Origin of the sequence: Thiococcus pfennigii (assembly GCF_016583835.1) — a bacterium.
In the GTDB taxonomy this organism is placed as follows: Bacteria; Pseudomonadota; Gammaproteobacteria; order Chromatiales; family Chromatiaceae; genus Thiococcus; species Thiococcus pfennigii.
Genome location: NZ_NRRW01000080.1, coordinates 1 through 11,275, shown reverse-complemented (window position 1 = coordinate 11,275; position 11,275 = coordinate 1). Strand labels below are relative to the sequence as shown.

Here is an 11,275-nt window from a genome sequence, read left to right as displayed (position 1 = left end):
GCGCCGGCACCGAGGCCGACATCAAGAGCCGCTGCGAGCAGATCCGTCAGCAGGTCGAGGAGACCACCTCCGACTACGACCGCGAGAAGCTCCAGGAGCGCCTGGCCAAGCTCGCCGGTGGTGTCGCCGTGATCCGCGTCGGCGCCGCGACCGAGATGGAGATGAAGGAGAAGAAGGCGCGCGTCGAGGACACCCTGCGCGCGACCCGCAGCGCCGTCGAGGAAGGCATCGTGCCCGGTGGTGGTGTCGCCTTGGTGCGGGCGCTGCGTGGGATCAGGTACCTCGCAGGCATCAACCGCGACCAGGACGTCGGCATCGCCATCGCCCGTCGCGCGATGGAGGAACCGTTGCGCCAGATCGCCGCCAACGCCGGCGACGAGGGCTCGGTGGTCCTGCAGAAGATCCTCGAGGGCGAGGGCAACTACGGCTACAACGCCGCGACCGGCGAGTACGGCGACATGGTCGCGATGGGCATCCTGGACCCGACCAAGGTGACCCGTTGTGCCCTGCAGAATGCCGCCTCGATTGCCGGCCTCATGGTAACCACCGCGGCCATGGTGACCACCGACGGCGTCGCGCGCATGAGCGACATGGGTGGCGCGGGCGAGATAGGCGGCGGATGGGGCCCCGGGGGCAAAGAGGTCATCGCGACCATGGGCTACGTGGGCGGCGCAGGCGCCTACGCCAAGTACGTGGGCGGCAAAGGCGCCTATGCCAAGCGTGGCGTGACCCCGGGCGCTGGCGGCTCTCGCGCCGAGGAGGCCGACGCCGCCGAGGGCGGGCGATATCTCATGGCCAAGTACCCGCGGCCGTTGGCTTGTGGCAAAGAGGAGACCGTCAATGTCAGGATCGGCATGGAACCGGGCGGCGATGCCGCGACGCTACTGAAGCATTTCGAAGTGCCGGCCGAGGGCGCCGAGGTGGCCCTTCAGCTTCTGGCAGAGCCTGGCCTAGAACTGTGCGGCCCGATCTCCACGCAGGTACTCGTGACACGGAAGGGCAACACACCCTGGATGGGTTTCGACGTGATCGCGCGATCGGAGGGCACCCATAGGCTGTGGGTCACGGCCATCTTCAAGGCCGAAAAGATCGGCACGCTGCAACTCGCCCTGGAGGCGGTCGCCGGAGACGAACAGCACTCGGAGAAGCTCGAAAAGGCTGCGATTTCGACCGATCGCGCATTCGATGCGCACGGTGGAATGCTCTGCGTTCACTACGACCGGAATCACAAGCGCTATAGCCTGAGCTGGTACGGCCCCAAGGTGAACCTGCCGGACGACAGCTGCGAGACGCTCGACGCCGACAGCATCTTCGAAACGATCGAACGCTCGATTGCCGAGATCGAGGGTCTCGTGCGCGACAGCTATTCGGTCGCGACCCCGCTGATGAACCGGCAGATGACGGGCAAAGGCATCGCCCTATGGAACGAGATCGTACCCAGAGAGATCCGCGCCCACTATCTTGCACATCACGCAGCGTATCAGCGTATCCAGATCATCTCCAGCGGAGACCCAGTGCCGTGGGAGTTGCTTGTCCCGCAAGACACTGCGCCCGGCTCGGCACAAAGCGAACCGCTCGGTTTCTGGGGCGATATCGCTGAACTCCGCCACTGGTTTCCCGGCACCTTGCCCGCATCCAGGCTCGACGTGCGACGAGCGGTCGTGTTGACCGCGCGGGATGCACCCCCGCTTGCCGAGGCTGAGGCAAAAGGGGTAGCCGATCTGCTCGGGCGCGCGGGTGTCCAAGTGGAGAGAGTAGACGACATCAGCGCGCTTTTCGAGGTGCTCGACGCCGGGGAAACGAACCTTTTGCATATCGCCTGCCACGGCGCCCACACGGTCGATTCCGGCGATTCGTTCCTCAAGATCAACAATGTGCCGTTTCGGCCCAACGACCTGTTGCCGTCGCGGGGCCGCTTTTCGAGAACACCACTCACCGTCTTCCTCAATGCCTGCCGCACCGAGGTGGTGAGGCCCAGTTATCTCCGACTCGACGGCTGGGCGGCGCGGTTCCGCGACGTCGGGGCCGACGTCTTCATTGGGACCCTGTGGGAAGTAGGCGACCACGCAGCCAAGGACTTCGCCTTGGCGTTCTACCGCGAGCTCGTTCGCGAGACTGGCGGGCTCGACAGCGCACTGAAGGCTGGGCGGCATGCGGCCCGCGCCGTGGGTAACGATCCCACGTGGCTCGCCTACAGCGTCTATGCCGGCGCCTATCCGAAGATCCGCGTCCCGATTCCTCAGCCAACGGAGCCGACCCCATGAGCCGAAGAGACAAGGCCGACCCGCTCGTCCGCGAGTGCCTGGAGGTCTACGGACTCAATTTCCTCAGCGTCCCGCGCGCCACGGCGGATGTGGGAGATTGCTGGCTCGAGACACCGAGCGGCATGCTTCCCCCGGGCCGCCTCTCGAGCCTCCTGTCAGGGGATTTCGAACTGCCGGAGGTGACCCGCGGGGAGGATTTCAAGCCGGCCGCACGGAACCTGACCCGTGCTCTCGACCTCCAGGCGGGCCTTTCGCTCTCCGACCGGTTCATGAAGGCCGTCGGCGTGACTGGCTGGTCCGCGCGCGCCAAGGCGGCATTCGAGGCCAGCGACGCGCGCAAGATACGGATCAAGATCGACAATGCCACGCGTGATGCCCTTGATGTCTTTCAGCTGCACGAGGCACTTGCGAAGGCAAAGCTGAAGCCGGCCCACATCGCATCGGTGACGTCGGGCCGCCTGTATTGTGCCGCGGCGGTGGTGCGCGCTACCGGTATCACATTGAAGGCGGAAGATCGCGACGGCCAGCACGTCGCCATCGAAGGCGAGCTGGGCAATGTCGTCGAGGCAAAGGCCGAGGTCAACCGGACCCGCTACGGCGATATTTCACTCGTCTACAGAGGCGAGCAGCCGCTCGCGTTCGGCATCGAACTCGTAGAGCTCGAGGTCACAGAGGGCAACGTCCTTGTGGTCACGGGTGTCGCACCGGCACGCGAGATTCGCAAGACGCAGCCGGAACAGACGAAACAGCCGCTGCGCACGCTCATCGGCGACCCGGAAAAAGGCGATGTATTCGTCGATCTCGATTCGGCTTGAGCGGTCGGTTGTGCTTCGGGATGGCCCAGCCGTCATACCGTGACGGCGCGGGCACGGCCGCCCGCGAGCGGGCTCCGCTCCCGAGCTACCGGCCCGGCCTGGCGAGATCCGGCGGCCGCCGCCGAGGTTGGGAAGGGCGTTCAGCCGGGGTTTGCGGCCCGTTCGAGTTCGGCGAGCCAGGTCTCTTGGGCGGCACGGCGGCGGCGGTCGGTGAGGACCGTGCGGATGCGCTCGCGGGCCTGGTCGAGGGACAGGGACGCAGCGGGGTGGATCTGCTCGCAGAAGAGGAGGTGCAGGCCGATCTCGGTCTCGATCGGGCCGGCGATGGTGCCCTCGGCCTGGCCGAAGAGGACGGCGTCGAGCGACGGGTAGAGGCGCCCGCGGGGGACGGTGCCGAGCCGGCCCCCTTCGAGCGCGGTCGGGCACTCGGAGTGGGCGCGGGCCAGTTCGTCGAAGCGCCCCGGCTGCTCGCGCAGCATCGCGGCGAGCCGCTCGGCGCGCGCCGTGGCCGCGGTCCGGCCGTTCTCGGCGAAGCCCTCGTTGATGGTGATCAGGATGTGGCGGACGGTGCGCCGCTCGGGCCGGGCGAAGCGCTCGGGGGCGTCGCGGTAGAGCCGCTCGATCTCCTCGTCGGTGACGGCGGCATGGCGGGCGCCGACCCGCCGCATGACGGCGTCGAAGACCAGTTCGCGCCGCAGGGCCTCGCGCAGCGCGGCCTCGTCGAGGCCGTTGCGGGCGAGGTCGTCGGCCATCTCGCCGGCATCGGCGTAGCGTTCTGCGATGGTCGCGAGCCCGTTCGCGATCTCGGCCTCGGAGATGACGACGCCGATCGCCTCGCCCGAGGCGAGGACCCGTTCCTCCAGGGCCAGGCTCCGCTCGGCCTGGCGCTCGGCCTCACCGAGTTCGTCGGGTTCGAGGTGGGCCGGGTCGCGCTGATAGCGCGCCGTGGCGACCCGCAGCAGGTGATAGCGATAGGCCCGCTCGCGCGCGGCGTCGTGCGGCTGCGCTCGCGCTCGGGCCGCGCTCATGCGCCGGTCTCCTCGGCCGGCGCCAGCGCGGACTCGGGGACCTGCAGGACGTTGCGGCCCGGGAAGAGGACGTGATAGCTGACCCCCTGCTCCGGCGCGTCGCGGATGACCTTGAGCACCTCGCCGACCTCGCCCGGTGCGACCAGCACCTCGCCCTGCCGGCCGAGCGGCAGGGCCGCGGCGACCTTCTCGCGCGACTCGAAGCGGCTCTCGACCCAGGGGTCGGAGGCCGCGAGCAACTCCTCCTCGCGACAGCCGACGAGGCGGCCGTCGTCGATGAAGTGTACCGAGTAGATGACCTGGTCCTGGAGGAAGGTGCCAACGTCGCGGACATAGCCGACGCTGCCGCGGCGCACGAGCAGGTTGCCGCGGTCCTGGCCGGGGAAGGTACCGTCGTTGCGGACGTTGCGCGTCACGCGCACCGCGTCGCCATAGTCAAACCTTGGCCGCATGGGGGAGCTGCTCCAGCAGTTGGTCGAGCCCGACGCTGATCTGCCGCGGCTCGTGCATCCGGAAGACCCGGAAGACCTTCTCGGTGCGGGCGTCGGAGGCGACGAAGTCGCCGTAGGCGCGGGCGAGCTGCGCGGCGTGCAAGGCCCGGCGCGCGCTGGCCTCGGCCGGCCACTCGGCGAGCTGATCGAGGTAGTCGTGGTAGCGCTGCAGGATGTGCAACCGGTTGACCTGGACGACGGCCGGGTCGTAGTCGATGCCGAAGTAGGTCAGGAAGTCCTCGGCCGAGACGAGTTCGTCGGAGTCGAGGTCGAAGTCTGCATCCGTCATGGTCACCTCCAGGGGGTCGCGCCGGGGTCGATTGTGTCACGGGCCATCGGTCAGCGGGGGCGCAGCGCCCGGACGTTGCCGCCGGCCGCTTCGGCGAGTTCGATGCCGACGGCATCGCGCGCCCAGGCGAGGAGCTCGGTCAGGCCGAGGCGATCGGCGGTGTCGACGGCCGCGACCACCTCGAGCCGCGCCAGGGCCTCGCGCGCCCGCCCCAGGCGCATCAGCAGGTAGCCGGCCCCCTTGAGCGCGAGGAGCAGGAAGCGCGTCTGGGCCATCGCGTCACGGGCCGGGCCCGCCAGGTCGGCCACCGTGAGGCGGCGCCAGTCGGGGTCGAGGCCGAGTTCGCGGGCGGTGAGGCCGATCGCCCGGTCGGCGACGAGCAGGGCCTCCTCGTAGCGCCGCTGGTAGTAGTAGAACCGGTACAGGGCCACCAGCACCGAGGGGTGCTCGGGGGCCAGGCAATCGGCGCGCAGCAGGTGCGGTTCGGCACCCGCCTCGCCGTAATCGGCGGCGGCCGCGGCGAGCAGGTCGGCGACGCCCGCCGGCAGCGGGCGGTCGAAGTAGAGGTCCTCGCCGGTGAAGTCGAGCAGGTCCATGTGGCGCCCCGATGGCCGATGGGTCAGACGCACGGCACCGCGTCGAGGGGCGCCGCGGCGATCTCGACGAGGAAGCGTTGCAGGTCCGGCCGCTCGGGGACCCGCTTGGTCTCGGTGACGAAGCGGCGCACGAGCGGCAGCACGCGCGAGGCCTGCTCGGCATCGATGTCCGTGTGCAGCAGCTCGGCGTAGGCGAGACGGATGCCATGGCGGCCCGAGTGCTTGCCGACGACCAGGCGGTGGGTGCGGCCGAGTTCGGCCGGATCGACGGCCTGGTAGTTGCGCGGGTCCTTCAGCAGCCCGTCGACGTGGATGCCGGCCTCGTGCGTGAAGGCGCCGTCGCCGACCAGGCTCTTGTGCCAACCGACCGGCCGCCCGGAGGCCTGGGCGACGAGGCGCGACAGGGCATCGAAGGCGGTCAGGTCCACACCGGTGGCGATCCCGTAGAGGTGCTTGAGGCCCATGACGACCTCCTCGAGCGCCGCGTTGCCGGCCCGCTCGCCGAGCCCGTGGACCGTGGTGTTGATGTGGGTCGCCCCACCGCGCACGGCCGCCAGGCTGTTGGCGGTCGCGAGCCCCAGGTCGTCGTGGGCGTGCATCTCGATCTCCAGGTCGACGATCGCGCGCAGGTCGCGGATCCGCTCGTAGAGGCCGAACGGCTCCATCAGCCCGAGGGTGTCGGCGAAGCGCAGCCGGCGGGCGCCGACCGCCTGGGCGGTCTCGGCGACGCGCCAGAGGAACTCGGGGTCGGCGCGCGAGGCGTCCTCGCCGCCGACGCAGACCTCCAGCCCGAGGTCGAGGGCGGCCGGCACCAGGCGGCGGATCTGACCCAGGACCCAGTTGCGGTCGCGGCCGAGCTTGCCGGCGATCTGCTGGTCGGAGACCGGGATCGAGAGGTCCACGAGGGCGACACCGAGGTCGGCGCAGCGCGCGATGTCGTCGCCGCGCATCCGACTCCAGACCATGAGCCGCGCCTGGAGCCCGGCGGCGGCGACGGCGCGGATCGAATCGCACTCCTCCTCGCCCATGGCCGGGATGCCGACCTCCAGCTCCGGGACCCCGAGGGCATCGAGCCCACGCGCGATCCCGAGCTTCTCCTCCAGCGAGAAGGCGACCCCGGCCGACTGCTCGCCGTCGCGCAGCGTCGTGTCGTTGATCGTGACCGTCGGTACAGCCTGGGACATGGGGCGGGCTCCAGATTCGCGATGCCCGTCCACATGCATTTTCGGTGCCATAAGCGGCCGCAGGGCCGACGCGGCGACGGCCCGGTAACGGAGCGGAGCGGGGCAGTCGCCCTCGGACCTTCGCGGCTCAAGGGGTTGCCGCGCCCGGCTGGCCCGCGCAAGGGCCACGGGCGACGGCGAGATACCGCTGCGAGCGGCCGGTCCCTTTGTCGCAACGCGGCCGGGCGGCCTTGTCCCCTTTACGACAATCGCCCGAGCGCGGCCCGAGCCCGCCTGGGCATATTCGCATTCGATTAAATAACTATTTAATTTTCATGGTATTGCGGCCCCAGGCCATTTGCCGCACCATCTTTGGCGATTTGCGCTTGTCCATGCGATTTATCAATCGCCGCCACCAGCGATGCGCCGGCGCGCCCCCGGCCGGCCCAGCCCGAGGAGCCGAGATGCCCACCCCCGACACCTTCTACGAGGTCATACGCCGCCAGGGGATCTCCCGGCGCAGCTTCCTCAAATTCTGCAGCCTGACGGCGTCGGCGCTCGGACTCGGTCCGGCCTTCGCCGGGCAGATCGCCGAGGCGATGGAAACCAAGCCCCGCATCCCGGTGCTCTGGCTCCACGGCCTGGAATGCACCTGCTGCTCGGAGTCCTTCATCCGCTCGTCGCACCCGCTGGTCTCGGACGTGATCCTGTCGATGGTCTCGCTCGACTACAACGACCTGATCATGGCCGCGGCCGGCCATCAGGCCGAGGCGATCCTCGAGGAGATCCGCCGCGAGCACAAGGGCCGCTACCTGCTGGCGGTCGAGGGCAACCCTCCGCTCGGCCAGGACGGGATGAGCTGCATCATCGCCGGGCGGCCCTTCCTCGAGCAGCTGCGCGAGACGGCCGCCGACTGTCAGGCGGTCGTCGCCTGGGGCTCGTGCGCCTCCTGGGGCTGCGTCCAGGCGGCCCGACCGAACCCGACCCAAGCCACGCCGATCGATCAGGTCATCCGCGACAAGCCGGTCATCAAGGTGCCGGGCTGTCCGCCGATCGCCGAGGTGATGACCGGGGTGCTGACCTACATGCTGACCTTCGAGCGCATCCCGCCGCTCGACCGTCAGGGCCGGCCGTCAATGTTCTATGGCCAACGCATCCACGACAAGTGTTACCGCCGCCCGCACTTCGACGCCGGCCAGTTCGTCGAGTCCTGGGACGACGAGGGCGCGCGGCGCGGCTACTGCCTCTACAAGATGGGCTGCAAGGGCCCGACGACCTACAACGCCTGTTCGACGGTGCGCTGGAACAACGGCGTGTCCTTCCCGATCCAGTCGGGCCATGGCTGCATCGGCTGCTCGGAGAAGGACTTCTGGGACAAGGACGGCTTCTACCAGCACGTCACCGACACCCACGTCTTCGGCATCGAGGCGAACGCCGACCGCACCGGCCTGGCCGTGGCCGGCGGCGTCGGCGCCGCGATCACGGCCCATGCCGCCGCGAGCGCCGTCAAGCGCAGCCAGCAGAAGAACAAGCAAGGAGATGACCAGCCATGAGCGTCGCCACGCCGAACGGCTTCGAGCTCGACCGAACGGGGCGGCGCGTCGTCGTCGACCCGGTGACCCGCATCGAGGGGCACCTGCGCTGCGAGGTGAACCTGGATGAGGACAACGTGATCCGCAACGCCGTGAGCACCGGCACCATGTGGCGCGGGCTCGAGGTGATCCTGCGCGGGCGCGACCCGCGCGACGCCTGGGCCTTCACGCAGCGCATCTGCGGAGTCTGCACCGGCACCCATGCGCTGACCTCGGTGCGCGCGGTCGAGGACGCCCTCGAGATCCAGATCCCCGAGAACGCCAACTCGATCCGCAACCTGATGCAGCTCACGCTCCAGGCCCAGGACCACCTGGTCCACTTCTATCACCTGCATGCGCTGGACTGGGTCGATGTCGTCTCGGCGCTCAGCGCCGACCCCAAGGCGACCAGCGCGCTCGCCCAGTCGATCAGCGACTGGCCCAAGTCCTCGCCCGGCTACTTCCGCGACATCCAGGAGCGGCTCAAGCGCTTCGTCGCCCTCGGCCAGCTCGGCCCCTTCATGAACGGCTATTGGGGCAGTCCGGCCTACCGGCTGCCGGCCGAGGCCAACCTGATGGCGGTCGCCCACTACCTGGAGGCGCTCGACTTCCAGAAGGAGATCGTCAAGATCCACACCGTCTACGGCGGCAAGAACCCGCACCCGAACTGGCTGGTCGGCGGGATGCCCTGCGCGATCAACATCGAGGACGCGGGGGCGGTCGGGGCGATCAACATGGAGCGGCTGAACCTGGTCAGCGGGATCATCGACCAGACGATCGAGTTCATCGACAAGGTCTATCTGCCGGACCTGCTCGCGATCGCCTCCTTCTACAAGGACTGGACCTACGGCGGCGGCCTCAGCCGCCAGGCGGTGCTCTCCTACGGCGACATCCCCGAGCACGCGAACGACGACTCGGCCGAGAACCAACTGCTGCCGCGCGGGGCCATCATCAACGGCCATCTCGCCGAGGTCCACGACGTCGATCTACGCGATCCCGAGCAGGTCCAGGAGTTCGTCACCCACTCTTGGTTCCGCTACGCCGACGAGAGCCGCGGCCTGCACCCGTGGGAGGGGGTGACCGAGCCCAACTTCGCGCTCGGGCCGAACACGCTCGGCGCGCCGACCCGGATCGAGGCGATCGACGAGGACGCCAAGTATTCGTGGGTCAAGGCGCCCCGCTGGCGCGGCCACGCGATGGAGGTCGGGCCGCTGGCGCGTTGGATCATCGGTTATGCCAAGGGCCTGCCGGAGTTCAAGGAGCCGGTCGACAAGGTGCTGACGGATCTCGGGCTGCCGTTCGACGCCCTGTTCTCGACCCTCGGGCGCACCGCCGCGCGCGGCCTGGAGGCCTCCTGGGCGGCCCACAAGATGCGCCACTTCCAGGACAAGCTGGTCGCCAACATCAAGGCCGGCGACACGGCGACGGCCAACACCGAGCACTGGGAGCCCAAGACCTGGCCGCGCGAGGTCCGCGGCGTCGGCACGACCGAGGCGCCGCGCGGCGCCCTCGGCCACTGGGTGGTGATCAAGGACGGTCGGATCGACAACTACCAGGCCGTCGTACCCACGACCTGGAACGCCTCGCCGCGCGATGCCGCCGGCAACATCGGTGCCTACGAGGCGGCCCTGCTCGGCACGCCGCTCGCGAAGGCCGACGAGCCGCTGGAGATCCTGCGTACGCTGCACAGCTTCGACCCCTGTCTCGCCTGCGCCGCACACATCCTGAGCCCGGATGGCGAGGAACTGACGCAGATTACCGTGCGCTGAGCCGGACCGCGACGCCCGCGCCAAGATTGAGGACACCGCCATGCCCACCGGTCTTCCCCAGGTCCAGCAGACGGCCATCTACGTCTACCAGGCCCCGCTGCGGGTCTGGCATTGGGTCAACGCCCTCGCGATCACGGTCCTCGCCGTGACCGGCTATCTGATCGCCAACCCGCTCCCGAGCGTCCCCGGCGAGGCGAGCGACAGCTACCTGATGGGCTACATCCGCTTCGCCCACTTCGTCGCCGCCTACGTCTTCGCCATCGGCTTCGTCTTCCGCCTCTACTGGGCGGCGGTCGGCAACCGCTACGCCCGCCAGCTCTTCGCGCTGCCCTTCTGGCGGGCGAGCTTCTGGCGCGAACTGGTCCACGAGCTGCGCTGGTACGCCTTCCTCGAGACGGAACCGAAGAAGTACGTCGGCCACAATCCGCTCGCCCACCTCTTCATGGTCGTCATCATCACGGTCGGCGGCCTGGTCATGATCGCGACCGGCTTCGCCCTCTACTCGGAGCAGACCGGCCTCGGCAGCTGGCAGGACCAGGCGTTCGGCTGGGTGATCCCGCTCGTTGGCCAGAGCCAGGACGTGCGCATGTGGCACCACTGGGGGATGTGGATCATCGTCGTCTTCGTAATGCTGCACGTCTACGCGGCGATCCGCGAGGACATCATGTCGCGCCAGAGCCTGATCAGCACCATGCTGAGCGGCTGGCGGATGTTCAAGGACGACCGGCCGTGACGGCCACCGCCCTCCCCCGGATCCTGGTGCTCGGCATCGGCAACGTCCTCTGGGCCGACGAGGGCTTCGGGGTACGCACGGTCGAGACCCTGGCGAGCCGCTGGCGGCTGCCGGACAACGTGCGCCTGCTCGATGGCGGCACACAGGGGCTCTACCTGATCGATCAGGTGCGCGCGGCCGACGTGCTGGTCGTCTTCGACGCCGTCGACTACGGCCTGCCGCCGGGGACGCTGAAGCGCGTCGAGGATGACGCCGTGCCGCGCTTCCTCGGGGCGAAGAAGATGAGCCTGCACCAGACCGGCTTCCAGGAGGTACTGGCCCTGGCGGCGCTGCTCGGCGACTACCCGCAGCACCTGCTCCTGATCGGCGTCCAGCCGGTCGAGCTCGAGGACTTCGGCGGCAGCCTGCGCCCGGCCGTGAAGGCCCGGATCGAACCGGCGATCGCGATGGCGCTCGATTATCTGGCCGGCTTCGGCGTCACCGCCGAACCGTGCGACGGGACGGATACGGACAAGGCGCACCCCAGCGAGTCGCCCGCCCCGAGGAAGCGCGGCAC

Annotated in this window: 11 protein-coding genes and 1 pseudogene; 7 read left to right on the top strand and 5 right to left on the bottom strand. The window is 69.1% G+C overall.

The genetic code is table 11. The features are described from left to right. The 3 genes and pseudogenes from CKO41_RS18795 to CKO41_RS16850 form a co-directional block, all read left to right on the top strand. Positions 1 to 635, top strand: a pseudogene (locus CKO41_RS18795) (TCP-1/cpn60 chaperonin family protein); the annotation flags it as partial. Positions 636 to 653: 18 nt separating this feature from the next. Continuing rightward, the gene (locus CKO41_RS19040) at positions 654 to 2,264 is read left to right on the top strand and encodes a CHAT domain-containing protein (RefSeq protein ID WP_338115611.1); all 1,611 of its coding nucleotides are present in this window, start codon (positions 654 to 656) and stop codon (positions 2,262 to 2,264) included. Next, entirely contained in the window at positions 2,261 to 3,079 is an 819-nt protein-coding gene (locus CKO41_RS16850) for a gasdermin (RefSeq protein ID WP_200383134.1), read from the top strand. The genes CKO41_RS19040 and CKO41_RS16850 overlap by 4 nt, the downstream gene beginning before the upstream one ends. A gap of 140 nt (positions 3,080 to 3,219) precedes the next feature. On the opposite strand, the gene nifM is transcribed toward CKO41_RS16850, so the two are convergent. Genes nifM through nifV form a run of 5 tightly spaced genes read right to left on the bottom strand, consistent with a single transcriptional unit; the run spans position 3,220 to position 6,667 of the window. Next, positions 3,220 to 4,107: a nitrogen fixation protein NifM gene (nifM, locus tag CKO41_RS16845; protein ID WP_200383133.1), complete on the bottom strand. Its 888-nt coding sequence runs from the start codon at positions 4,105 to 4,107 to the stop codon at positions 3,220 to 3,222. Beyond that, the gene (locus CKO41_RS16840; RefSeq protein WP_200254787.1) at positions 4,104 to 4,559 is read right to left on the bottom strand and encodes a nitrogen fixation protein NifZ; all 456 of its coding nucleotides are present in this window, start codon (positions 4,557 to 4,559) and stop codon (positions 4,104 to 4,106) included. Before CKO41_RS16840 ends, nifM begins: the two co-directional genes overlap by 4 nt. Continuing rightward, on the bottom strand, positions 4,543 to 4,887 hold the full coding sequence (gene nifW, locus CKO41_RS16835) for a nitrogenase-stabilizing/protective protein NifW (protein WP_200383132.1): 345 nt from the start codon (positions 4,885 to 4,887) through the stop codon (positions 4,543 to 4,545). Before nifW ends, CKO41_RS16840 begins: the two co-directional genes overlap by 17 nt. A gap of 50 nt (positions 4,888 to 4,937) precedes the next feature. Next, on the bottom strand, positions 4,938 to 5,516 hold the full coding sequence (locus CKO41_RS16830; protein ID WP_338115610.1) for a hypothetical protein: 579 nt from the start codon (positions 5,514 to 5,516) through the stop codon (positions 4,938 to 4,940). Beyond that, positions 5,507 to 6,667, bottom strand: coding sequence for a homocitrate synthase (nifV, locus tag CKO41_RS16825; RefSeq protein ID WP_200383131.1), 1,161 nt, complete (start codon positions 6,665 to 6,667; stop codon positions 5,507 to 5,509). Before nifV ends, CKO41_RS16830 begins: the two co-directional genes overlap by 10 nt. Before the next feature lie 443 nt (positions 6,668 to 7,110). Between nifV and CKO41_RS16820 the strand changes: the two genes are divergently transcribed. From CKO41_RS16820 to CKO41_RS16805, 4 genes are all read left to right on the top strand, one after another. Then, on the top strand, positions 7,111 to 8,199 hold the full coding sequence (locus tag CKO41_RS16820) for a hydrogenase small subunit (protein ID WP_200383130.1): 1,089 nt from the start codon (positions 7,111 to 7,113) through the stop codon (positions 8,197 to 8,199). Next, complete coding sequence (locus CKO41_RS16815; protein WP_200383129.1) at positions 8,196 to 9,986, top strand: nickel-dependent hydrogenase large subunit; 1,791 nt, start codon at positions 8,196 to 8,198, stop codon at positions 9,984 to 9,986. The genes CKO41_RS16820 and CKO41_RS16815 overlap by 4 nt, the downstream gene beginning before the upstream one ends. Positions 9,987 to 10,026: 40 nt before the next feature. Further along, positions 10,027 to 10,719 (top strand): Ni/Fe-hydrogenase, b-type cytochrome subunit, encoded by a 693-nt coding sequence (gene cybH, locus CKO41_RS16810; protein ID WP_200383128.1) that lies wholly within the window; start codon positions 10,027 to 10,029, stop codon positions 10,717 to 10,719. After that, positions 10,716 to 11,275: HyaD/HybD family hydrogenase maturation endopeptidase (locus tag CKO41_RS16805; RefSeq protein WP_200383127.1), on the top strand; the 560-nt coding region annotated here is incomplete at its 3' end. The genes cybH and CKO41_RS16805, both read left to right, overlap by 4 nt.

Coding starts and splice junctions, on each gene's coding strand:
- CKO41_RS19040 (WP_338115611.1), top strand. CDS start 654: ATGGGCTACGTGGGCGGCGCAGGCGCCTACGCCAAGTACGTGGGCGGC.
- CKO41_RS16850 (WP_200383134.1), top strand. CDS start 2,261: ATGAGCCGAAGAGACAAGGCCGACCCGCTCGTCCGCGAGTGCCTGGAG.
- nifM (WP_200383133.1), bottom strand. CDS start 4,107: ATGAGCGCGGCCCGAGCGCGAGCGCAGCCGCACGACGCCGCGCGCGAG.
- CKO41_RS16840 (WP_200254787.1), bottom strand. CDS start 4,559: ATGCGGCCAAGGTTTGACTATGGCGACGCGGTGCGCGTGACGCGCAAC.
- nifW (WP_200383132.1), bottom strand. CDS start 4,887: ATGACGGATGCAGACTTCGACCTCGACTCCGACGAACTCGTCTCGGCC.
- nifV (WP_200383131.1), bottom strand. CDS start 6,667: ATGTCCCAGGCTGTACCGACGGTCACGATCAACGACACGACGCTGCGC.
- CKO41_RS16820 (WP_200383130.1), top strand. CDS start 7,111: ATGCCCACCCCCGACACCTTCTACGAGGTCATACGCCGCCAGGGGATC.
- CKO41_RS16815 (WP_200383129.1), top strand. CDS start 8,196: ATGAGCGTCGCCACGCCGAACGGCTTCGAGCTCGACCGAACGGGGCGG.
- cybH (WP_200383128.1), top strand. CDS start 10,027: ATGCCCACCGGTCTTCCCCAGGTCCAGCAGACGGCCATCTACGTCTAC.